Origin of the sequence: Streptomyces sp. NPDC053048, from assembly GCF_044547045.1 — a bacterium.
Classification (GTDB): domain Bacteria; phylum Actinomycetota; class Actinomycetes; order Streptomycetales; family Streptomycetaceae; genus Streptomyces.
On sequence record NZ_JBITZS010000010.1, the window covers coordinates 87640 to 110054 of the forward strand.

The 22415-nt window shown below is 73.0% G+C and carries 21 protein-coding genes; 5 read left to right on the forward strand and 16 right to left on the reverse strand.

Translation table 11 applies throughout. From position 1 onward, the window contains the following. Positions 1–130: 130 nt before the first annotated feature. The 4 genes from ACIG36_RS26205 to ACIG36_RS26220 all read right to left on the reverse strand — a co-directional run bounded on the left by ACIG36_RS26205 (position 131) and on the right by ACIG36_RS26220 (position 3324). On the reverse strand, positions 131–1219 hold the full coding sequence (locus ACIG36_RS26205) for a PDZ domain-containing protein (protein WP_399932546.1): 1089 nt from the start codon (positions 1217–1219) through the stop codon (positions 131–133). Positions 1220–1293: 74 nt separating this feature from the next. After that, positions 1294–1467 (reverse strand): hypothetical protein, encoded by a 174-nt coding sequence (locus ACIG36_RS26210; RefSeq protein ID WP_399932550.1) that lies wholly within the window; start codon positions 1465–1467, stop codon positions 1294–1296. Positions 1468–1629: 162 nt separating this feature from the next. Then, complete coding sequence (locus ACIG36_RS26215) at positions 1630–2094, reverse strand: molybdenum cofactor biosynthesis protein MoaE (RefSeq protein ID WP_399932553.1); 465 nt, start codon at positions 2092–2094, stop codon at positions 1630–1632. 90 nt (positions 2095–2184) lie between these two features. Continuing rightward, positions 2185–3324 carry an SDR family oxidoreductase gene (locus tag ACIG36_RS26220; RefSeq protein ID WP_399932556.1) on the reverse strand — a complete coding sequence of 380 codons (1140 nt, stop codon included), beginning with the start codon at positions 3322–3324 and terminating at the stop codon, positions 2185–2187. A gap of 204 nt (positions 3325–3528) precedes the next feature. On the opposite strand from ACIG36_RS26220, the gene ACIG36_RS26225 reads away from it, so the two are divergent. Both ACIG36_RS26225 and ACIG36_RS26230 read left to right on the forward strand, forming a co-directional pair. Then, a complete protein-coding gene (locus tag ACIG36_RS26225; protein WP_399932558.1) occupies positions 3529–4947 on the forward strand; it encodes a zinc-dependent metalloprotease in 1419 nt (472 codons plus the stop codon). Then, the gene (locus ACIG36_RS26230) at positions 4944–5465 is read left to right on the forward strand and encodes an NUDIX hydrolase (protein ID WP_399932561.1); all 522 of its coding nucleotides are present in this window, start codon (positions 4944–4946) and stop codon (positions 5463–5465) included. The genes ACIG36_RS26225 and ACIG36_RS26230 overlap by 4 nt, the downstream gene beginning before the upstream one ends. Positions 5466–5560: 95 nt before the next feature. On the opposite strand, the gene ACIG36_RS26235 is transcribed toward ACIG36_RS26230, so the two are convergent. From ACIG36_RS26235 to ACIG36_RS26250, 4 genes are all read right to left on the reverse strand, one after another. Next, positions 5561–6319, reverse strand: a complete 759-nt coding sequence (locus ACIG36_RS26235; protein WP_399932563.1) for an AIM24 family protein — start codon at positions 6317–6319, stop codon at positions 5561–5563. A 16-nt stretch (positions 6320–6335) separates the two neighbouring features. Continuing rightward, positions 6336–7019 carry an AIM24 family protein gene (locus tag ACIG36_RS26240; protein ID WP_399932565.1) on the reverse strand — a complete coding sequence of 228 codons (684 nt, stop codon included), beginning with the start codon at positions 7017–7019 and terminating at the stop codon, positions 6336–6338. An 11-nt stretch (positions 7020–7030) separates the two neighbouring features. After that, a complete protein-coding gene (locus ACIG36_RS26245; protein WP_399932568.1) occupies positions 7031–8743 on the reverse strand; it encodes a TerD family protein in 1713 nt (570 codons plus the stop codon). Positions 8744–8835: 92 nt separating this feature from the next. Continuing rightward, entirely contained in the window at positions 8836–9432 is a 597-nt protein-coding gene (locus ACIG36_RS26250) for a M48 family metallopeptidase (RefSeq protein ID WP_399932571.1), read from the reverse strand. A gap of 289 nt (positions 9433–9721) precedes the next feature. Between ACIG36_RS26250 and ACIG36_RS26255 the strand changes: the two genes are divergently transcribed. Continuing rightward, positions 9722–10864: a ThiF family adenylyltransferase gene (locus tag ACIG36_RS26255; protein ID WP_399933377.1), complete on the forward strand. Its 1143-nt coding sequence runs from the start codon at positions 9722–9724 to the stop codon at positions 10862–10864. 50 nt (positions 10865–10914) lie between these two features. After that, positions 10915–12279 (forward strand): ABC1 kinase family protein, encoded by a 1365-nt coding sequence (locus ACIG36_RS26260; protein ID WP_399932573.1) that lies wholly within the window; start codon positions 10915–10917, stop codon positions 12277–12279. A 53-nt stretch (positions 12280–12332) separates the two neighbouring features. On the opposite strand, the gene ACIG36_RS26265 is transcribed toward ACIG36_RS26260, so the two are convergent. From ACIG36_RS26265 to ACIG36_RS26285, 5 genes are all read right to left on the reverse strand, one after another. Further along, positions 12333–12530 (reverse strand): hypothetical protein, encoded by a 198-nt coding sequence (locus ACIG36_RS26265; RefSeq protein ID WP_399932576.1) that lies wholly within the window; start codon positions 12528–12530, stop codon positions 12333–12335. Positions 12531–12645: 115 nt separating this feature from the next. Then, positions 12646–12966 carry a hypothetical protein gene (locus ACIG36_RS26270; RefSeq protein WP_399932579.1) on the reverse strand — a complete coding sequence of 107 codons (321 nt, stop codon included), beginning with the start codon at positions 12964–12966 and terminating at the stop codon, positions 12646–12648. After that, on the reverse strand, positions 12963–13331 hold the full coding sequence (locus ACIG36_RS26275; protein WP_399932581.1) for a WhiB family transcriptional regulator: 369 nt from the start codon (positions 13329–13331) through the stop codon (positions 12963–12965). The genes ACIG36_RS26270 and ACIG36_RS26275 overlap by 4 nt, the downstream gene beginning before the upstream one ends. Positions 13332–13462: 131 nt before the next feature. Continuing rightward, on the reverse strand, positions 13463–13753 hold the full coding sequence (locus ACIG36_RS26280) for a hypothetical protein (protein WP_399932583.1): 291 nt from the start codon (positions 13751–13753) through the stop codon (positions 13463–13465). Between the two features lie 151 nt (positions 13754–13904). Then, positions 13905–16118 (reverse strand): ATP-dependent DNA helicase UvrD2, encoded by a 2214-nt coding sequence (locus ACIG36_RS26285; protein ID WP_399932586.1) that lies wholly within the window; start codon positions 16116–16118, stop codon positions 13905–13907. Between the two features lie 159 nt (positions 16119–16277). Between ACIG36_RS26285 and ACIG36_RS26290 the strand changes: the two genes are divergently transcribed. Next, positions 16278–16520, forward strand: coding sequence for a mycoredoxin (locus ACIG36_RS26290; protein WP_190063366.1), 243 nt, complete (start codon positions 16278–16280; stop codon positions 16518–16520). A gap of 31 nt (positions 16521–16551) precedes the next feature. Here the strand turns inward: ACIG36_RS26290 and nudC are convergent, their stop codons facing one another. Genes nudC through ACIG36_RS26305 form a run of 3 tightly spaced genes read right to left on the reverse strand, consistent with a single transcriptional unit; the run spans position 16552 to position 22385 of the window. Continuing rightward, a complete protein-coding gene (gene nudC / locus ACIG36_RS26295; RefSeq protein WP_399932589.1) occupies positions 16552–17481 on the reverse strand; it encodes an NAD(+) diphosphatase in 930 nt (309 codons plus the stop codon). A 46-nt stretch (positions 17482–17527) separates the two neighbouring features. Beyond that, positions 17528–18994, reverse strand: coding sequence for a dipeptidase (locus ACIG36_RS26300; protein WP_399932593.1), 1467 nt, complete (start codon positions 18992–18994; stop codon positions 17528–17530). A 58-nt stretch (positions 18995–19052) separates the two neighbouring features. Beyond that, the gene (locus ACIG36_RS26305) at positions 19053–22385 is read right to left on the reverse strand and encodes a UvrD-helicase domain-containing protein (RefSeq protein WP_399932596.1); all 3333 of its coding nucleotides are present in this window, start codon (positions 22383–22385) and stop codon (positions 19053–19055) included. Between the last annotated feature and the right edge of the window lie 30 nt (positions 22386–22415).

A 22415-nucleotide genomic window follows, 5' to 3' on the forward strand; every position in this document is an offset into this window, starting at 1 on the left:
CCCGCGCGGGGGGGGGGGGCCCCCCCCCCCCCCCGGCGGGGGGGGGGGGGGGGGGGGGGGGGGCCCGCCCCCCCCCCCCCCCCCGGCCGGCCCCGGCGAACTCATCGGTCACGCCCTAGGGGGTGTCCCCCTAGCCCGCCGAGCACTGTGGCAGGCCGGCCGTGTCCCCCTTGCGGATCTTCTCCAGGGACTGCATCGCGTCCTTGATCGTGTCGACCTTCACCAGGGTGAGGCCGGAGGGGGTGTCCTTGGCGGCGGCCGCGCAGTTGTCCTTGGGGGTCAGGAAGTACCGCGCGCCCTTGGAGCGCGCGCCGACCGTCTTCATCTCCACGCCGCCGATCGGGCCGACCTTGCCGGCCTCGTCGATCGTGCCGGTGCCGGCGATGAACTTGCCGCCGGTCAGGTCCTCGGGGGTGAGCTTGTCGACTATCCCCAGGGCGAACATCAGGCCCGCGCTCGGCCCGCCCACGTCCGCCAGCTTGATGTTGATCGTGAACGGGAACGTGTGGTCCCGGCCCGCCTGGATGCCGACTATCGCCCGGCCGTCGTCGGTGGCCTTGCCGGTGACGAGGGTGACCGTCTTCTCGGTCCTGGGAGCGCGCTTCTCCTTCTCCGCGGCGGCCGCCTCCTTGGCGGGCACGATCAGGAAGGAGACCTTCTCGCCCGGCTTGTGCTTGGTGACCAGCTTGGCCACGTCGCCGTGCTCCTTGACCTCCGTGCCGTCCACGGCCTTGATCACGTCGCCCGCGTGCAGGGCGCCCTCGGCGGGGCTGCCCTTGACGACGGACGAGACCACCACGCGCGTGCCGACCGGGATGTCCAGCTGCCGCAGGGCGGCGACCTTGGCGCTCTCCTGGGACTGGGTGAACTCCTCCGCCGTCTCCTGGTTCAGCTCGTCGGGGGACTTGTCGTCCGGGTAGAGCGTGCTGTGCGGCACCACCAGGTTGTCGTGCGCGATCCAGCCGTAGACCGCCTCGACGAGGTTCATCCGGTACTGGGAGCCGGTGACCCGGACCGTGGTCATGTTGAGGTGACCGCTGGTCGGATAGGTCTTGCGCCCGGAGATCTGCAGCACCGGCTCGCCGCCGTGCTCACCGAGCGTGTTGACCGTCGGGCCCGGGGACATCTCCGAGTACGGCACGGGGATCAGCACGCCTGCGCACAGCAGCGCGATCAGCATCAGGAGGGAGGCGAGCATCGTCGCGGTGCGGCGGGGCATGGAACGACAGTACGGGACGGGTCCGACAGTCCACTTCCGGGGCGGTCCGTACGGGGCAGCTACGGGGCCCTCCGCTAGCGCGCCGAGCCCGAACCGGACTCGGTCCGTTCCATCGCCTCGCGGAACTTCGCGTACCCCGCCAGTTCCGCCACGTCGCCGGCCTTGCGGTTCCGGGCCGCCCAGCTTCCCCACAGGGCGGCCAGGACCGCCGCGCCGACCGGAATCAGCAACCAAGCGAGCGCCGCCATGCCGGCCTCCGACCCCTCACGCAACCGCCACTGACCGATGAGAACAACTGATGAGCAGATTAGTCGTCTTCGGTCTCAACGCTTACGTCAGGGGGCCGGTTACGCAACCAGGAACAGCCCATTCGTGGGCGAGTCTGATCCCCGCCCGGCCCCGTTCGCCTCTCAGGCCCCCACCCACTCCTCCGTACCGTCCGTAAACGTCTGGTGCTTCCATATCGGCACCTCGCGCTTGAGATCGTCGATCAGCCTCCGGCACGCCGCGAACGCCTCCGCCCGGTGCGGGCAGGAGACGGCCACCACGACGGCCAGGTCGCCGATGGACAGGTCGCCCACGCGGTGCACCGCGGCCAGCGCCCGGACCGGGAAGTCCGCCGCGACCTTCTCCGCGACCCGGCGCAGCTCCGCCTCGGCGCTCGGGTGGGCGGAGTAGCCGAGCCCGGTGACGCCGGCGCCGCCGTCGTGGTCGCGCACGGTGCCGACGAAGAGCACGGTGCCGCCCGCGGCGTCGTCGCCGACCGCCGCGAAGACCTCGTCCACGGAGAGCGGGGTGTCCCGGACCGCCAGCAGGCGGACGGGATCGTGGGCGGCGCGTTCGCCGGGGTGGTCGTAGCTGCTCATGCGCCCCATCGTGCCGCACCGCGGCGGCTCCCGGCGCACGGCCGTTCGACCTGACGTGCGAAGGCCGCTCCGTACGGTCCTCCGGGCGCCCCTGCGCCCCTACAGGCGCCGGCGCGCCTTGCGGGCCCGGCGGACCAGGGCGGCGGTGCCCAGCAGGGCGACGGTGGCGCCCGCGGCGCCCGCGGCGGTGGCGTCCTTGCGGCCGAGCCGGCGCCCGGCGACGGTGTGCCGTCCGGCGACCTCCTCCAGCAGCTCCGCGAGGACCTCCTCGTTGGTCCAGCGGGGCCGCCAGCCCGCGTCGTGCAGCCGGTGGCCGCTGACCACCCACGGGTGCATCGTGTACTCCAGGTCGCCCGCGGGCGACGGGGTCAGCCCCAGGCGGTGCAGCCGGGACGCGGCGCCGAGTGCGACGGCCGAGGGCAGCTCCATGCGCCGGATGCCGGTGAGCTCCTCGACCTCCTCCTGCTCCAGCCACCCGTCGCAGCCGACGGCCAGTTCCCCCTCCGCCTTCTCCAGGGCGGCGAACTCCAGGGCGCTCACCAGGTCCTCCACGTGGCAGAACTGCCAGGTCGGCCGGGATCCGGCGACCACCAGGAGGCGGGGCGACTCGAAGTAGCGGGTCAGGGCGGTGTCGGTGCCGCCGACCAGGACGGCGGGCCGCAGCACGGTGACGTTCAGGCCGGGGTGCGCCCGGGGCGCGCGCCTGGCCAGCCGCTCTATCTCGAGCAGGTCGCCCACTCCCGTCGCCTCCGCGGTCGCCCGCAGCTCGGCGTCCTCGGCGAGCGGCACGTCGTTGTCGGGGCGCGCCCCGTAGACCATGGCGGAGGTGCACAGCACCACCCGGTGCACGCCGGCGGCCGCGGCGGCAGTCAGCACGGTCTGGGTGCCGCGCACGTTGTAGGCGGTGCGCGCGGCCGCGTCGGTCTCCAGGTCGAGGTCGAGCGCGAGGTGGACCACCACGTCGGCGCCGCGCAGCTTCTCGGCGATCGCGGGGTCGCGGACGTCGAGCACGTGCCACTGGGCCTCGGTCACGTCTCCGCGCCGCTCGTCGATGGCGACGACGTGCTTGATCTCCTCGCAGGCGGCGAGCCGCCGCGTGAGCAGCGCGCCGACGCCGCGCGCGGCACCGGTGACGGCCACGACGGGCCGCCGGCCGCGCAGGGCCGAGCCGTGCGGGGTCGTACTGTCTCGCGCGGAACCGTTTCGCGCTGCGCGAACTTCTCGGTCGGGGGAACTCACCGGGCGTCTCCAGCGGTTGTCTTCAGTACGTATGTGCCATCACCGTTGTCATGACACGTACGTACCAGGTGACGTCCATCCTGCCGCAGGCCCCGGGCGCGTGGAGCACCAAGCCCGGATAGCGGCGAGGTGTCTACGCTTGGTGGTGTTGTCGGGCATTCGCCGCCGGTCCACAGCCGGCGGCCCTACGAGCCGAGGAAACCCGTGAGTGACACCCCATTCGGATTCGGTCTTCCGCCGGAGGAGCCGGAGAACGGCGACGACGGCAAGAAGAAGGGCGGTGGCCAGGGCGGCCAGGGGCCCGCGAATCCGTTCGGGTTCGGCGGCCCCGCCGGCGGTGGGGACAACCCCTTCGCCGCGATGTTCGGGTCGATGAACCCGGGCGATCTTGGCGCCGCCTTCCAGCAGCTGGGGCAGATGCTCTCCTACGAGGGCGGCCCGGTGAACTGGGACATGGCCAAGGACATCGCGCGCCGGACGGTCGCCCAGGGCACCGCCGACGGCAGCAAGGACGCCAGTGTCACGGCCGGCGAGCGGGCGGCGGTCGAGGAGGCCGTGCGCCTGGCCGACCTGTGGCTGGACGGCGTGACCTCGCTGCCCTCGGGCTCCGGCACGGCCGTGGCCTGGAGCCGCGCGGAGTGGGTCGAGGCGACCCTGCCGGTGTGGAAGGACCTGGTCGACCCCGTCGCCGAGCGCGTGGGGGCCGCGATGGGCGGCGTCCTGCCGGAGGAGATGCAGGCCATGGCGGGCCCGCTGCTGGGCATGATGCGCAGCATGGGCGGCGCGATGTTCGGCACCCAGATCGGCCAGGCCGTGGGCGTGCTGGCGGGCGAGGTCGTCGGCTCGACCGACATCGGCCTGCCGCTGGGCCCGGCCGGCAAGGCCGCGCTGCTGCCGGTCAACATCGAGACGTTCGGTTCCGGGCTGGGCGTGCCCCAGGACGAGGTGCGGCTGTACCTGGCCCTGCGCGAGGCCGCCCACCAGCGGCTCTTCGCGCACGTGCCGTGGCTGCGCTCGCACCTGTTCGGTGCCGTCGAGGGCTACGCGCGGGGCATCAAGGTCGACACCTCCAAGCTGGAGGACGTGGTCGGCCAGCTCGACCCCACGCACCCGGAGCAGCTGCAGGAGGCGCTGCAGCAGGGCATGTTCCAGCCGGAGGACACCCCGGAGCAGAAGGCCGCGCTGGCCCGCCTGGAGACCGCGCTCGCGCTGGTCGAGGGCTGGGTGGACGCGGTGGTGCACGCGGCGGCCGCGCCGCACCTGCCGTCGGCCGACGCCCTGCGCGAGACGCTGCGCCGCCGCCGCGCCTCGGGCGGCCCGGCGGAGCAGACGTTCGCCACGCTGATCGGTCTCGAGCTGCGGCCCCGCCGCCTGCGCGACGCCTCCCGGCTGTGGGCCTCGCTGACGGACGCGCGCGGCCTGGAGGGCCGCGACGGCCTGTGGGAGCACCCGGACATGCTGCCGACGGCGGCCGACCTGGACGACCCGGACGGCTTCGTCCACCGCGAGCACCTGGACTTCTCCGAGCTCGACAAGATGCTGGGCGAGGCGGCCAAGGGCTCGGGCGAGTCCGGCAAGCCCGGCACATCCGACGAATCGGGCGAAGGCGACGACAAGAAGTGAGCCTGCACGAGAACGCGGTCCTTGTCCTGAAGGAGTACGAGGACCAGCAGGAGCTGCGCGGGCTCTACCTCGATCACCTGGCGGCCCACCCGGACGGGATGTGGAAGCCCTGCCATGCCGGGCATGTCACGGCCAGCGCGCTGGTGATCGACCCGGCGCGCGGGCAGGTGCTGCTGACCCTGCACCGCAAGCTGCGCATGTGGCTGCAGATGGGCGGCCACTGCGAGCCCGGTGACACCACCGTCGAGGCGGCGGCGCTGCGGGAGGCCACCGAGGAGTCCGGCATCACGGGCCTGACGCTGCTGCCGGGCGGCCCGGTGCGGCTGGACCGGCACCCGATCCCGGCGCCCTGCAACTGGCACCTGGACATCCAGTACGCGGCGCTGGTGCCGGAGGGCGCCCGGGCGGCCATCAGCGACGAGTCGCTGGACCTGCGCTGGTTCCCCTACGAGGAGGTCGCCGGCGTCGCCGACGACTCCGTCGTCCAGCTGATGCGACGGACGCTCGCGCGCCTCTGACGGCGAGCGGCGGCGGTCGGGCGCGGCCGGCGGCGGGCGACAGTGGACGGTAAGGGGCGGTCACCATGGTGACCGCCCCTTACCGCTGCCTGGCGTCAGTTGGACCAGATGTTGCCCTGGTTCTGGCCGCGGGCCCCGTTCTGGCCGAGGCCGTACTGCGCGGCGATCCCCTGGCCGATCTGCGCGCCCTGCGGCGGCAGCAGTTCGCTGGGCTGGACGAGCGCGTAGCCCTGCCCGAGGAAGCTCAGCTCCCAGCCCTCGCCGGTGCCGCCGCGCCGCCGCCACACGCCCGAGGAGGACGTCTGCGCCTGCATCTGCACACGCAGCGACGAGGACCAGGCGACGACGGCGTCCGCGTCGGCGTAGGCGTACTTGTCCGGCGTGACCTCGAGCATCAGGGGCTGCCCGGACGTCATCAGCGCGACCTTGCCGCGACCGGTGATGCTGAGGCTGTACGCGCCGGTGCCGGAGATCCCGAACTGGCTGTCCACCGCGATCGCCTCCCAGTGCAGCGTCGAGTCCAGCGCGAGGACGTAGGAGCTGTCCACGGTCAGGCCCTCGTGGTCCACGTCCACGACGTGGACGTGCTGGGCGAGGTTGGCGAGGTAGACGGTGCCCTGGCCGGAGCAGCGCATCAGGTCCAGGCCCTCGCCGGTGCGCGCCTGGGCGTTGCGCTGGCCGCGCGTGCGGTACTCGCCGTCGAACTCGATCAGGCCCTGGTAGGCCACCATCGAGCCCTTGCGGGCGAGGACGTCGTCCTGGCCGGTGAGGGCGACGCGCAGCATCTGCGGGTTCTGCAGGGCGTAGCGGTCCTGCGTCTGGGCCTCGGTGTTCGCGAAAAGCGGGCTCTGCATGGTCTGTTCGTCCCCCTCAGCCCCGGGCCCGGAGCCGGTCGGTGCTGTCCTCGCTGGGCTGTACGACCACGAATCCCTGGCCGGAGAAGCCCAGTTGGTACGCCTCGCCGCTGCCGCGGCCGATCATCGAGGAAGCCTTGAAGCTGCGCTTCCCCTTCATCCGCAGGTTGGTGGACCAGGCGACGAGCGCGTCGGGGTCCACATAGGTCTCGTCCTCGCCACCGCCGCAGTCGACGACGATCGGGGTACCGCGCGAGGTCAGCGCGACCCAGCCGGTGCCGCTGACAACGACGTTGAACAGGCCCTGCCCGGCGAACTTGGCCATGCCCTTGACCCGTTCCACACCCCACTGCAGGTGGGCGTCGAAGGCCAGCAGATTGGTGCCGTTGACGGACACCGACTCGTTGCTGAGGTTGAGGCAGACGACATCGGCGCCGTAGTCGGCGAGGTAGAGCAGGCCGTCACCGCTGCATTTCATCAGCGGGGTGCCCTCGCCGGTGAGCCACTGGGAGGCCATCTGGCGGATGGCCGGCGCGTTCGGTTCGTACTGGATGAACCCCTCGTAGGCGACCATCGAACCGGTGCGGGCGAACAGGTCGTGGCCGCTCTGCATGGCGACCTTGAGCATGCTGCTGCCGTGGTTCTCCATGCGGGCGGCGGGCGGGGTCGGGGCGTGGCCCGCGATCAGCGACTGGTCCATGACGGGCTCCCTCAGACCTCGTAGGGCTGGACGACGATGAAGTTTCCGGGCGCGCCGCGGAACTGGAGATTGACGGTCTCCCCGCTGTGGCCCGGGTAGGAGGTGCGGCGCAGCCGCACCTGGCTGGAGACGATCACCTGGGATCCGGCCGACCAGGCGACGACGGCGTTGCTGTCGGCGAAGGTGGTCGGGGTGACCGGCAGCACCACGGGGGTGCCGTGCGTCTTGACGACGACGGTGCCCGTGCCGTGGAACTGCATGGTGAACAGGGCACCGCCGGGAATGCCGTGACCCTCGATCCGGCGCACCTCGTGGTGCAGCGACTCGTCGAAGGCGAGCACCGCGTCGGCGGAGACGCAGATGGCGTCGTTCTCCAGCTGGATGGGGTGGACGTGGGAGGAGTCGTCGGCGAGGAACACCTGCCCCCGGCCGGTGCAGCGCATCAGCTGCATCTCCTGGCCGGTGGCGTTGCCGACGATGCGGCCCATGAAGCCGGCGCCCTTGTAGCTGAAGTCGACCTTGCCCTGGTAGAGGACCATGCTGCCCTGCCGGGCGAGCACGGGCTGCGGGTCGGCGCCGAGGTCGACGCGCACGAGCCGGGGGTTCTGCAGGGTCCAGCGCTGGCCGTTGGGGGCCTCGCGGTAGCGCGCGAACGCCGCCTGGACGCCGGGTACGGCGGGCGCGCCGGTGCCCTGGTGCTGGGCCGCGCCGGGTGCGGGCGCGCCGTAGGGGGCCTGCTGGGGTTGCAGGGCGTGCGGCGACTGCTGGGCGGGGTAGGGCTGGGCCGGGACCGCGGGCCGGCCGTAGGGCTGCTGGGCCCCGAAGGCCTGGGTGGGCGCGGCCGGCTGCGCGTACGGCGCGGGCTGGGCCGGCATACCGGGCGGGCCGGGCGGGGGCGGGACCGTGCCACCGGGCGGCGTCTGGCCGCCGGAGAAGTGACCGGGCGGCGCGATGGGCGCCGCCATGGTGGCGGCCGCGTGGACCTGCGGGGCCGGCGGTGCCACCGGCGGCGGGGTGGCGCCGGGCGGGGGCGCGAAGCTCTGTGCGGGTGGCGGCGGGGGCGGCGACTGAACGGCCTGCGGCGCGGCGGCGGGCGGCTGGGCGGCGGCGGGCGGGGCGAAGGCCGGGGGCGCGCTGTCCTGCTGCGGGGGCGCGAAGGCGGGGGCCGCGCTCGGCGCGGGCGCCGGCGACTCCTCCTCGAGCACCTCGCCGCCGAAGTTCTTCAGCAGCGCCTCCAGCCCGCCGTCGAAGCCCTGCCCGACGGCGGCGAACCGCCAGACGTCCTTGAGGTAGAAGTCGCCGAGCATCACCGCGCGCTCGGTGCTGAACTCCGCTCCCGTGAAGGAGTAGCGGGCCACCTCGGTGCCGCCCGCGACGACACGGATGTAGCCGGGGCCGGTCTGCGACATCTGGCCGGGGCCGTCGAGCGTCGCGGTGAAGCTGAGCTTGTGGATGTGCGCCGGGATCCGGTCGAGGGTGACGCGGAAGGACTCCGTGTCCCCGGCCTGGGCGCCGAGCTGCTGGATGGCGCCCTCGGGCGACTTCGGCTGGTTGAAGAAGACGAAGTACCGGTCGTCCGACAGCCGCTCCTGGGCGTCGAGCCCGAAGCAGCTGATGTCGAAGGTCAGACCGGAGCCGCCGATCTGCACTCCCACGTACAGATCGGTCCCCGCCGTCAGGTCACTGATCTTGGCCTTGTGGCCGCGCTGGAATTCCCTGGACATGCGTGACGACCGTCCCCCATCCGAACCTGGTGAATGCGTTGCGCCAGGCTAACGGCTGGAACCGGTGGACCGTGATTCCGGGCCCCGCCCGCTCACTCGCTGCGGGCGGCCGGCAGATGCGGCAGCCGGTCGGCGGCCACCACGCCCTCGAGGTAGCCGCGGGCGCGCTCGGTGCGCGGGTACGACTCCAGCAGCCGCCAGAACTCCGGCCCGTGCCCGGGGACGAGAAGGTGCGCCAGCTCGTGCAGCAGGACGTAGTCCACGACGTACTCGGGCATCCCCTGCAGGCGGTGCGAGAGGCGGATGCTGCCCTCGGCCGGCGTGCAGGAGCCCCAGCGGGTGTTCTGGTTGGTGACCCAGCGGACGCCGGCGGGCCGCGCCCGGCCGGCCAGGTACTGCTCGGACAGGCGGCGGGCCCGCCCGGCCAGCTCGCTGTCGCCGGGCATCCGCCGGCTCTCCTGCGCCGCGAGCTTGTCGAGCATCACGGAGATCCAGCGCTTCTCCTCCGCGTCCGACATGCGGGCCGGGATGAGCACGACGGTCCGGTCGCCCTCGCGGTAGGCGGAGACCGTTCTGCGGCGGCGCGAGCTCCGTCGGACCTCGACCGCGTCGGCCTCCGGCGTGCGGGAGAGCGGGCTCGGGGCACTGCGCGGTGGGCGTGCGGCACTGTGCAGAGGGTCGACGGGCACGCCCCGACGTTACCCGCTGGCGGTGCGCGAAGTCCCGCCCCTCGGGTCGCTTGTCGAGGAAACCCGGACTTGTACGACGATCACCCCGCGCCTGTGGATAACTTCACGCGGCGATCGGCCGGTACGGGCATGCTGAAGGCCGACCGAGGGGGACGCGATGCCGACGAACACGATGAGCCGGGCGAAGAACGCCGTGGCGGCGGAGACGGGCACGGGGACGGTGGCAGGGACGGGAACGGAGACAGGGACGGCCCCGGGTCCCGGCCGGGTGCCCGACTCCGCCCACCCGATGATCAAGCCGGCGCTGCGCCGGGCCTGGCGCAACCGCGAGCTGGTTCAGTACGGGGCCGCTCCCGCGCACGCGGTGGTCCTGGGGCCGGTGGACACCGCGACGGGCAGTTTCCTGGCCCTGCTCGACGGGACGCGCGGGATGGCACTGCTGCGCGAGGAGGCGCGGGGGTTCGGGCTGCCGGAGGGCCGCGCGGACGAGCTGGTGCGACGGCTGGCGGGGGCCGGGCTGCTCGACGACCCGCGCGGTGGTGGCGCGGAAGCGGCCGCGCTGCGCGCCCGGGGCGGCGGGCTGGAGCGGCTGCGGCCGGACCTGGCCTCGCTGTCCGTGCTCCATCGGGAGCCGGGCGCGGGGATGCGGGTGCTGGCCGCGCGTCAGGCGACGCGGGTGCAGGTGCGGGGCGCGGGGCGGGTGGGGGCGGCGGTGGCGGCGCTGTTGTCGGCCTCGGGGGTGGGCCGGGTGGATGTGCTGGACGGCGGCCGGGTCGAGCCGTGGGACGTGTCGCCCGCCGGGGTGGAGGCGGACCGGACCGGCGAGCGGCGGGACGCCGCGGCGCGCCAGGTCGTGCGCCGGGCCACGCCCCTGCCCCGGCCACGGGCGAGGAGGGGCGGGCCGTCCGGGCCGGACCAACCCGGCCCGGACGACGACCTGCCGCCGGCCCTGGTGGTGTTCGCGCCGCGCGACGGACTCGCGGCGTACGCGCCGGACCCCCTGGCAGCGCGGGAGCTGGTCTCCTCCGGGACACCCCATCTGTACGCGGGGGTGCTGGAGGCCACGGGCGTGGTGGGGCCGCTGGTGCTGCCGGGCGGGTCGGCGTGCGCGGGCTGTATCGAGCTGGAGAGAGCGGAGCGGGATCCGGCCTGGCCCCGGATGCTCGCCCAGTGGAGGTCCGGCCGGGCGTCGGGGGTACCGTCTTGCGACATGGCACTGGCCACGGTCGTGGCGGGGCTGACCGTGGCGAAGGCGCTGGCCTTTCTCGACGGTGGGTCCGCGTCGGGCGCGGGGGTCCGGCTGGAGCTGGCCCTGCCGGGGCCCGCCTGGTCCCCGCTGCCCGTCGAGCCGCATCCGCGGTGCCCGTGCGGCGCGGCGGCTCCCGGACGAGCGGGATCTTCCGTGGCCGCGGGGGCCCACACGGGACAATGACCCGGTAACCGCCGTCCGCGGCGTGGCTGTTCAGCTAGTTGGAGGGGCGCATGTCTGATCTACCCCGCAAGGCGGTCACCCGGACCGCCAAGTTGGCCGCGCTGCCGTTGGGGTTCGCGGGGCGCACGGCGCTCGGTCTGGGAAAGCGCATCGGCGGACGGCCGGCGGAGATCATCGCCGCGGAGCTGCAACAGCGCACCGCCGAGCAGCTCTTCGCCACTCTCGGGCAGCTCAAGGGGGGTGCCATGAAGCTGGGTCAGGCGCTGTCCGTCTTCGAGTCGGCGCTTCCGGAGCAGGTCGCGGGGCCCTACCGGGCGGCGCTGACGAAGCTTCAGGAGGCTGCGCCCCCGATGCCGGTGAAGTCGGTGCACGCCGCGCTGGCCCAGCGCCTGGGGCCGGACTGGCGGGAGCTGTTCGAGGAGTTCGACAACCGGCCTGCCGCGGCGGCGTCCATTGGTCAGGTCCACCGGGCGGTGTGGCACGACGGGCGCGAGGTCGCGGTCAAGGTGCAGTATCCCGGGGCGGGTGAGGCGCTGCTCTCGGATCTGACGCAGTTGGGGCGGTTCGCCAAACTGCTGGGGCCGCTGGTGCCGGGGATGGACATCAAGCCGCTCATCACCGAGCTGCGCGACCGGGTGTCGGAGGAGCTGGACTACGAGCTGGAGGCACGGGCCCAGAGCGAGCACGCACGGGAGTTCGCCGGCGATGCCGATGTGACGGTGCCGGACGTGGTGCACCAGAGCGATCAGGTGCTGGTGACGGAGTGGCTGGAGGGGGTGCCACTGTCCGAGGTGATAACGGACGGCACCCAGGAGCAGCGGGACCGGGCGGGGCAGTTGCTGGCGCGCTTCCTGTTCTCGGGCGCCGCCCGCACGGGGCTGCTGCACGCCGACCCGCACCCGGGCAACTTCCGGCTGCTGACCGGGGACGACCCCGAGGGCCCGCCGGAGAAGTGGCGGCTGGGGGTGCTGGACTTCGGCACGGTGGACCGGCTGCCGCAGGGGCTGCCCGTGGAGATAGGGACCGCGCTGCGGCTGACCCTGGACGGCGAGGCGGACGCGGTCCATGAGCTGCTGCGGGAGGAGGGCTTCGTCAAACCGGAGATCGAGCTCGATCCGGGGGCGGTCCTGGACTATCTGCTGCCGATCATCGAGCCGGCGCAGGTGGAGGAGTTCACCTTCACCCGCGACTGGATGCGCGCCCAGGCGACGCGCATCGCCGATCCCCGCTCCCCCGCGTACCAGCTGGCGCGGCAGCTCAACCTTCCCCCGGCGTATCTGCTGATCCACCGGGTGACGATGAGCACCATAGGGGTGCTGTGCCAGCTGGGCGCCACCGTGCGCCTGCGCGAGGAAATGGAGGCATGGGTCCCTGGCTTCGCGGCGGACAGCCGGAGCCAGGACACCCCTGCCTGAGAAAAACGGGGGTTGGGGGGAGGGGAGGGAGGGGGCGGGGGGGGAGGCCCCCCTCACCACCAGGCGGAGTCGAGCCGGCCCTCGATGGATCTGATGTTGGCGCGGGCGCAGTCGTCGCAGAAGTAGCGGCGGCTGCCGTTCTCGACGGAGCAGATCCAGGTCGGCGGCGGTGTGCCGCCGGGGGCCTGGGTTCCGCAGCGGGCACAGGTGATGGGCTCGGGGGTCTCGGTGGCCTCTGGGTTCAACTGCACTGGCTTATGCGTCTTCCGGTCCACTCCCAGACGATATCTCCGAGAACGGGCCGGGTGCGGGTGGCGCACCCAAGGCGGCGCGGGGCCGGTCCGTTCGGACCGGCCCCGCGGGCGTTCACTGCATTACGGCCATGGCCAAGGCTCGGCGGGCGCGCAGCGAGGCGCGCTCGGCGCGGCGCTGCATCCGCCGGGCGGCGGCGAGCCGCACGGCGGTCCGTTGGGACTCGGCCTCCCTCAGCCGGTCTTCCATATGGGCCCTGGCCAGGGCTTCTGGGATGAGTTGCATTTCGAGGTTCCTGTTCTGGCGCGAGGCGGTCGTGCCGGCGGTGTGGCGGGGGGCGTGGGAGCCGAACGGCTCGGACGGGCGCTGCATCGTCGGGTCCTGCTTCTTGGGGTCGTACGTCGTGGGGCGGTCGATGGTGCCGGCGGTGCTCATGCGGTGACCGGGTTCTTGCGCGGGCGACCGCGGGGGCGCTTGCGGGCCACGACCACGCCCTGGACGAACAGCTCGCCGCCCCAGACGCCCCACGGCTCGCGGCGGTCCTGGGCACCGGCCAGGCAGGCCGCGCGCAGCGGGCAGGTCTGGCACAGCGACTTGGCGTACTCGACGTCGGCCGGGGACTCGGCGAAGAAGACCTCCGGGTCATAGCTGCGGCAGGGTACGGATCCGCCGAGGCTCTCGATCGCGTCGTCGAGGTCGGTGAGGGTGGTGAGCGGGGAGAGGGGGGTCAAGGTGTCCTCCGTGGGGACAGGCGGGGGGATCAGGTCGGTCGCTGACGGGGTGTGTGCCTTGAGTTGCACGGTCTCTATGTCCTCGTCTGTTGTTCCGGCTGGTGGCCGGGCTGGTTTCCCCAGGCTTGGGGGCAAACAAAAGGGCCGCGGATCCCGGTGTGGGTTCCGCGGCCCTGGAAGGTGCCGACCTGATCGTCCGATCAGGCTGGATCTCTCCAGGGTTTGAGCCCACGGAAGGCCCACGTCTTGGGAAGGTGGTGCTGCGCTGCGTTCGGGGATCCGGCGCCATTGGCCGCCGCTGCCGGGGCATAGGCCTGGGCCTGTGCCGCTGCTGCTGCCTTTACCTCGGACGCCTTCGTCGGTCGCTGTTCCAGCCGGATGGCGGCGCCGGACAGACCGGTGCCCTGGAAGGAGCCGATGGTGGAGCCGAGCATGGCGGCGGAGCCGATCTGGCGATCGGTCATTTTGTTGCTGGCGATAAAGCTGATCATTGTCTCCGCCTCCTCTCGGCGTCTCGGGGACCGGTCGAAACCGGTCCATGTCTTCGGTTCAGTACAGCACGGATCCAACGAATCCCGGTAGTACCGCAGAGCCGTCGTTCCCTGCTCGGAAGGCTATGGGTAGGCCGTCCGCGCGCGCAAACTATTTTTCCGGAGATTCTTCGGAGGTGTCCTGGGACACCTCTTCCGAGGCCGGCTCCTGGCCTGCGCACAGGGCGAGAACGTCCGCTCCGAACCTGCCGAGCTTTCGTCCTCCCACTCCAGAGATGCTCGCAAGCTCCGATTCGGTTCCCGGTACGGCCTCGGCGATCGCGAGGAGCGTCTTGTCGGTGAAGACGCAGTAGGCGGGCTGGCCGAGTCGGCGGGCCTGCTCGGCCCGCCAGTCCCGCAGCCGCTCGTACAGGGCCTCGTCCAGCTCCGAGGGGCAGTCCTCGCAGCGCATCAGCTTGATCTCGCCCGCGTCGGTCAGGGTCCGCCCGCAGACCCTGCAGCGTGCCGGGCCGCGCCGGCCGCGGGCGGCTCCGCGCTCGATGCCGCCCGGCCGGCCTGCGCCGGCGAAGCCGGGGGAACCGGGGCGGGGGGCGGCCGAGCCCGGCCGCAGCCCGTTCAGGAAGCGGGTGGGCCGCCGGGAGGGCCGGCCGCCGGGGGTGCGGGACAGCGCCCAGGACAGGGACAGGTGCACCCTGGCCCGGGTGACGCCCACATAGAGGAGCCTTCGCTCCTCCTCCACCTGTTCGTCGGTCTTGGCGTAGGTGATCGGCATCATGCCCTCGGCGAGGCCGACCAGGAAGACGGCGTCCCACTCCAGGCCCTTGGCGGCGTGCAGTGAGGCGAGGGTCACACCCTCGACCGTGGGCGCGTGCTGGGCGCTCGCCCGTTCGTCCAGCTCGGCCACGAGGTCGGCGAGGCCGGCGTCCGGGCGGGCCCGGACGAAGTCCTCGGCGAGCCGGACCAGGGCCGCCAGCGATTCCCAGCGGTCGCGGACCGCGCCGGAGCCCGCCGGGGGCTCGGGCGTCCAGCCGCGGGTGCTCAGCACGGCCCGTACCTGGGACGGCACGTCCTCGGCGCCGGCCAGCTGGGGGTCGGAGTGCCCACCGGCGCGTGCGGCGCCGCGCAGCAGCAGCCCGGCCTCGCGGACCTCGGGGCGCTCGAAGAACCGCTCGGCGCCGCGCAGCTGGTAGGGCACGCCGGCGTCGGCGAGGGCCTGCTCGTAGACCTCGGACTGGGCGTTGATCCGGTAGAGGATGGCGATCTCGCTGGCGGGCGTGCCGGCGGCGATGAGTTCCCTGACGCGCCGGGCGGTGCCCTCGGCCTCGGCGGGCTCGTCGGGGTACTCGCCGTAGACGGGCTCGGGGCCCGGCCCGCGCTGGGAGATCAGCTCGAGGCGGTGCTCGGCGGCTCTGCCGCGGGCCTGGGCGAGCAGGCCGTTCGCCAGGTGCACCACCTGGGGGGTGGAGCGGTAGTCGCGGACGAGCTTGACGACGGTGGCGTGCGGGTGGCGGGTGCGGAAGTTCAGCAGGTGGTCGGGGGTGGCGCCGGTGAAGGAGTAGATGGTCTGGCTGGCGTCGCCGACGACGCACAGATTGTCCCGGTCGCCCAGCCACAGCTCGAGCAGGCGCTGCTGGAGGGGGCTGACGTCCTGGTACTCGTCGACGACGAAGTGCTGGTACTGGCGGCGGACGGTTTCGGCGATGTCGTGCCGGTCCTGGAGGACGCCCACGGTCAGCAGCAGGACGTCCTCGAAGTCGATGGTGCCGCGCTCGCGCTTGAGCTGTTCGTACATGCCGTAGATCCGGGCGATCTCGGCGGGGTCGCGGGGAGCCTCGCGGCCGCATTTGGCGGCGGCGGCCGGGTAGTCCTCGGGGACGGTCTGGGTGACCTTGGCCCATTCGATCTCGCCGGTCAGGTCACGCAGCTCGTTGCGGTCGAGCCGGACCCGGCAGCGGGCGGCGGCCTCCGCGACGAGCTGCACCTTGCGTTCCAGCAGGCGCGGCATGTCGCCGCCGACGGCCTTGGGCCAGAAGTACTGCAGCTGGCGCAGGGCGGCCGAGTGGAACGTGCGGGCCTGGACGCCGCCCGCGCCGAGCTGTCGCAGCCGGCCGCGCATCTCGCCGGCGGCGCGGTTGGTGAAGGTGACGGCGAGCACACTGGCGGGCTGCAGCACGCCGGACCGCACCCCGTACGCGATACGGTGGGTGATCGCGCGCGTCTTGCCCGTACCGGCTCCGGCCAGCACGCACACCGGTCCGCTGAGGGCCGTGGCCACCTCGCGCTGCTCGGGGTCGAGCCCGTCGAGCACCGCGTCGGCGGAGGCCGGCACCTGCGGGAAGAGGGTGGAGTGCGTTGCTGCTGTCACCCCGCCATGCTGCCAGGTTCGCGGGGGCGACCGGGAACGTCGTCCACAGACGGGACCCTGCGGTCGTACTGATACGACTTATGGGAATGGCTGTGGATGGGTGCGCGTTCTACTTCCGGAATATCACTGAGGAAACAGAGGAAAAGGAGCGCGGGTCGCATGTCGAGCAGCGTGACGATGTACAGCACCACCTGGTGCGGCTACTGCCGCCGCCTGAAGAGCCAGATGGACCGCGAGGGCATCACGTACAACGAGATCAACATCGAGCTCGACGCCGACTCGGCGGCCTTCGTGGAGAAGGCGAACGGTGGCAACCAGACGGTTCCCACCGTTCTCTTCGCGGACGGCTCCACGCTCACCAACCCCTCGCTGGCCCAGGTCAAGGCCAAGATCGGCGTCTGAGCCGGGTGCGGGACCGGTCGTGCCGGTTCCGTTACGGCAGTTCTTCGCCGTACCAGAGCTCGACCAGGCGGGCCGCGATCGAGATGCCGGTGGGAGGCAGGACCTCCCCGGTCTTGAACGCGGCCCGCAGCTCGTCCCGCGAGAACCAGCGCGCCTCGTGGATCTCCTCCCCGTCCACCTGGATGTCCGCGGACGTGGCGCGGGCCACGAAGCCCAGCATCAGGCTGGAGGGGAAGGGCCACGGCTGGCTGGCGACGTACTCCACCTCGCCGACGACCACGCCCGCCTCCTCGGCGACCTCGCGGCGTACCGCCTGCTCGATGGACTCGCCCGGCTCCACGAAGCCCGCGAGCGTCGAGAAGCGGCCCTCCGGCCAGTGCATCTGGCGGCCCAGCAGCGCGCGGTCCTGCTCGTCCGTCACCAGCATGATCACTGCGGGGTCGGTGCGCGGGTAGTGCTCGGCGCCGCAGGCCGGGCAGCGGCGGATGTGGCCCGCCGCCGCGATGACCGTGCGCTCGCCGCAGCGCGAGCAGAAGCGGTGCAGGCGCTGCCAGTTCTCCAGGGCGACGGCGTGCACGAGCAGACCCGCGTCGCGCGGGGAGAGCAGCAGGCCCGCCTCGCGCAGCCCGGCCGGGCGCGCGGACTGGTCCATGCGGCCGGGCAGCGCGTCCTTCTGGAGGGCGAAGTAGGCGACGCCGTCCTCGTCCTGGCCCAGGAAGTAGCGGTGCGTCTCGGTGACCGGTGCCTCGAAGGCGGGCGTCATCACCAGTTCGGTGCGCCCGTCGGGGGTGTCGTCGACCAGCGCCTGGCCGCCGGAGACCACGAAGACGCGCGTCGAGGGGTGGCTCCACGCCGCGGAGAGCCACGCCTCGTCCAGGCGGTGGTGGGCGGCACGGTCGATTCCGCTCGCGCCGCTGAGCGTGATCGGCCGTTCGGCGGCGAATTCGGTCCAGGTGGTCACAGCTGCTTCCAACTCCCCCTACGAATGGTGGTCTGCCCGGCCCGCGTCATCGGGCGGCGGGCGTCTCCGCGGCGGGCGTGTCCGCGGCGGTCCGTGCCAGGTCGTCCCACAGGTACGCGGTGGTCTCCACGCCCTTCATGAGGAGGTCCAGTTCGACCTTCTCGTTCGGCGCGTGCCAGCCGTCCGACGGCACCGAGATGCCGAGGAAGAGCACCGGGACGCCCAGCACGTCCTGCAGGTCGGCGGCGGGGCCAGAGCCGCCCTCGCGCGTGTAGCGGATCTTCTGCCCGAAGGCGCGGCCCATGGCCCGGGTGAGGGACCGCAGGTACGGGTGGTCCAGCGGCGTCAGGCAGGGGCGTGTCGCGCCCCAGAACGTCACCTCGTGCCGGATGCCCTCCGGCAGCCGGGCGGCCACCCACTCGCGCACGGCTTGCTGGATGCGGTCGGCGTCCTGGCCGGCCACGAGCCGGAAGGACAGCTTGAGCTGGGCGGACGACGGCACGATCGTCTTGCCACCGGGGCCCTGGTAGCCGCCGCCGATGCCGTTCACCTCGGCGGTGGGACGGGCCCAGACGCGCTCCAGCGTCGAGTAGCCGGACTCGCCCGCGGCACCGTGCGAGTGCGCCGCGCGCAGCCAGCGCCGCTCGTCGAAGGGCAGCTCGGCGAAAAGCTCGCGCTCGGTGCCGGTCAGCTCGACGATGCCGTCGTAGAAGCCGGGGACCGTCACGCGCAGGTCCTCGTCGTGCAGCGCCGCGGCCAGGCGGGCCGCCTCCATGGCGGGGTTGGGCACCGCGCCGCCGAAGGAGCCGGAGTGGATGTCCTGGTCGGGGCCGTACAGGTCGATCTGGCAGTCGGTGAGGCCGCGCATGCCGGTGCACACGGTCGGGGTGTCCTCGGACCACATGCCGGTGTCGGAGACGATCACGGCGTCGCAGGCGAGACGGTCGGCACGGGCCTGGACGAGGGCGGGGAAGTTCGGCGAGCCCGACTCCTCCTCGCCCTCGATCAGCAGCTTGAGGTTGACAGCGGGGGCGGTACGGCCGGTCGCCGCCAGGTGGGCGCGGACGCCCAGGGTGTGGAAGAACACCTGGCCCTTGTCGTCGGCGGCACCACGCGCGTACAGCCTGCCGTCGACCGTCGTGGGCTCGAACGGGTCGGTGTGCCAGCCGTCCTCGCGGGCGGCGGGCTGGACGTCGTGGTGGCCGTAGACCAGGACGGTGGGGGCGTTGTCGTCGCCGGATCGCCATTCGGCGAAGACGGCGGGTGCACCGGGGGCGCCTTCGGCGCCGGAGGCGCCGGTTTCCTGGAGGCCGGTTTCCCAGATCTCGACCGTCGGGAAGCCCGTCTCCTTGAGCTTCGCCGCCAGCCAGTCCGCGCTGCGGCGCACATCGGACGCGCGCGCCGGGTCGGCCGACACGGACGGGATGCGCAGCCACTCGGCGAGGTCGTCGAGGAAGGCGGCGCGATGGGCGTCGATGTACGTGCGGACGGCGCTGTCCGGGGTGCTGCTCATGACCTCGAGCCTATCCGTACACGTGGTGTGACCGGGACCGGGTTTCGTCACACCCCGCCTACGGGGAGGACGCGTCCGCCTCCCCCAGGAGGATGCGTTCGAGCCCTGCCCTGTCGGGCAGATCGGGGGGCCGGACGGTCTCGCCGTCGCGTACGTAGACGAAGGCGGCCGTGACGGACGACACGGGCAGGCCGTGCTGTTCGGCCCAGGCCAGTCGGTAGATCGCCAGCTGGAGGGGGTCGGCGTCCTGGGTCCGGTTGGTCTTCCAGTCGACGATCTCGTAGGTGATGGCGCCTGGCGAGGTGTCGCTCGGCCTCAGCCGGTAAACCGCGTCAATGCGGCCTCTGATCACTCGGCCCGCGAGGGTGAGCTGGAACGGCGCCTCCACCCGGTACGGCGTGCGGCGGGCGTAGGACGTTCGCTCGAAGGCCTCCTTGAGTGCGGCCAGGTCGCGCTCGTCGGCGATCTCCGGGTCGTCCTCCGGGCCGCCGGGCAGTTCGTCGGGGCCGAGGAGGGGCAGCGGGAGGGCCTCGAAGCGGGACTCCACCCACGCGTGGAAGCGGGTGCCCCTGCGGGCCGCGGGCTGGGGGCGGCGGGGCATGGGGCGGGCCAGGTCGCGGGCGAAGGCGTCGGGGTCCGCGGCCAGCTGGACGAGCTGGGAGGCGCTGAGGGTGGCGGGGACGGCGACCTCGCGGATGGTGGCGCGGGCGCGCCTCAGCTCGCCGGCGAGGGCGTCGAGGTCGCGGTCCCAGGAGGCCATGGTGCGGGTCTCCTCCGGAGTGGGGCCGGCCGGCGCCTCGTGTGCGTGGTCCGTGGGGCGGGTCGTCGGCAGGGCATCCCAGTCCGTCAGGTCCTCCCACTCCTCCTCCGCCCGGTCCTCCTGCGACGCCTCGGCGAACTCGTACTCCTCCTCGTCGCCGGCCAGATACCCCCGCACCGCCTCCGCCGCCTCGCGGCGGCGGGTCAGGGAGTCCGGGTCCAGGGGCAGGGGCCAGGTGTGGTCCGTGGCGGATTCCGCCAGCGACGGGTTCGCGTCGCCTTCCTCCGGGGCGTCCGCCCAGGCCTCGATCTCGCCGTGGCCCGCCTCGCAGTGCTCGCGCAGGGCGTCGAGGAACTCGGACGGGCCGCGCGGGCGCTTCTGGCTCGGGCCCCACCAGTGGCCGGAGCCCAGGAGAAGGGAGCGGGGGCGGGTGAAGGTGACGTAGCCGAGGCGGAGTTCCTCGGTGTGCTGGTGGGCCTTCATCGCGTTCTTGAACGCCGTCAGGCCCTTGCTGTCCCACGACGTGACGTCCGGCAGGGTGTCGGCGTCGCCGCGCAGGACATGCGGGAGGACCTTCGGCTGGGCGGTCCACGACTCCCGGGACTGCTCGCTGGGGAACGTCTTCGCCACCAGGCCGGGGACCGCGACCACGTCCCATTCGAGGCCCTTGGACTTGTGCGCGGTGAGGATCTTGACGGTGTTCTCGCCGCCCGGCAGTGAGCTGTCGAGGCCCTTCTCGTACTGGGCCGCCGTGCGCAGGAAGCCCAGGAAGGCCGGCAGGGTCGCCTCGCCGTCGAGGGCGGCGAAGCCCGCGGCGATGTCCAGGAACTGCGAGAGCGTCTCGCGGCGGCGGGCGGCCAGGGCGTGCGGGGACGCGGAGAGCTCGACCTCGAGGCCGGTGGTGGCCAGGACGCGGTGCAGGACGTCCATCAGCGGGTCGGCCAGGGCGCGGCGCAGGTCGCGCAGTTCGGCGGCGAGGCGGGCGAAGCGGACGCGGGCTTCGGCCGAGAAGGGCAGGCCGTCGTCGGTGGCGTCGGCGATGAGGAAGGTGTCGAGGGCATCGGCCAGGGAGATCACTTCGGCCGGGTCGACGCCTTCGACGGCCTCGGCCAGGCGGCGGTCGGGGTCGGTGCCCGTGCCGGCGTAGGGCACCAGGGTGCGGGCGCGGCGGCCCAGCAGGGCCAGGTCGCGGGCGCCGACGCGCCAGCGGGGGCCGGTCAGGAGGCGGACGAGGGAGGCGTTGGCGGTGGGGTCGTGCAGGACTTCGCAGACGGCGATGAGGTCGGCGACCTCGGGGAGGTGGATGAGGCCGGAGAGGCCGACGACCTCGACGGGGACGTCCCGTTGGACGAGGGCGCCCTGGATCTCGGCGAAGTCGGTGGCCGTGCGGCACAGGACGGCGATGTCGCCGGGGTTGGTTCCGGTGCGGACGAGGTGGGCGAGGGAGTCGGCGAGCCAGTCGAGTTCTTCGGCGTGTGTGGGCAGCAGGGCGCAGCGGACGGTGCCGTCGCGTTCGGCGCCGGGGGCGGGGCGCAGGGCTTCGACGCCTTCGTGGCGGGCGCGCAGGGGGGCGGCCAGGTCGTTGGCGAGGTCGAGGAGGCGGCCGCCGCTGCGGCGGTTCTCGCTGAGGGTGTAGCGGCGGGCGGGGGTGCCGTCGGTGTGGGGGAAGTGGCGGGGGAAGTCGTCGAGGTTGGCGACGGAGGCGCCGCGCCAGCCGTAGATGGCCTGGCAGGGGTCGCCGACGGCGGTGACGGCGTGGCCGGTGCCGTCGCCGAAGAGGCCGGCGAGCAGGAGGCGCTGGGCGACGGAGGTGTCCTGGTATTCGTCGAGGAGGACGACGGCGAATTCCTCGCGCAGGATGCGGCCTGTTTCGGGCCGGGTGCGGGCGAGTTCGGCGGAGAGGGCGATCTGGTCGCCGAAGTCGAGGAGGTCGCGGGTCTTCTTCTCGCGCCGGTAGGCCTCGACCAGCTCGAGGAGTTCGAGGCGGGCGCGGGCCGTTCCGGGGGTTTTGCGTAGTTCGTCGTTGGTGAGCCGGGCGCTCTCGAGGGTGCTGAGCAGCTGGTGGTGGTGGGCGCGCAGCCGGGTGGGGGGTACGAGGTGTTCGGACAGTTCGCCGTCGAGGGCGAGGAGGTCGGCGACGAGGTCCGTGAAGGAGCGGGTGAGGGCGGGGTGCGGGCCGGGTGAGGCGCGCAGGACGCGGGCGGCGAGCTGGAAGCGGGTGGCGTCGGCGAGCAGCCGTGCGGTGGGCTCGAGGCCGATGCGCAGGCCGTGGTCCTTCAGGAGGCGGCCGGCGAAGGCGTGGTAGGTGGAGATCTGCGGTTCGCTGCCGCTGTCCTCGTCGTGTTCGCCGGGGGCGATTCCCGCCGCGGTGAGTGCCTTGCGGACGCGTTCGGACAGTTCGCCGGCGGCCTTGTTGGTGAAGGTGAGGCCGAGGACCTGTTCGGGGGCGACCTGGCCGGTGCCGACGAGCCAGACGACGCGGGCGGCCATGACGGTGGTCTTGCCGGAGCCGGCGCCGGCCACGATGACCTGCGGGGCGAGCGGCGCGGTGATGCAGGCCGTCTGCTCCGGGGTGAAGGGGATGCCGAGGAGCTCCTTGAGCTGCTCGGGGTCGGTCAGGCGCGGGGTCACGCGGTCAACGTTAGGGGGAGCCACTGACAT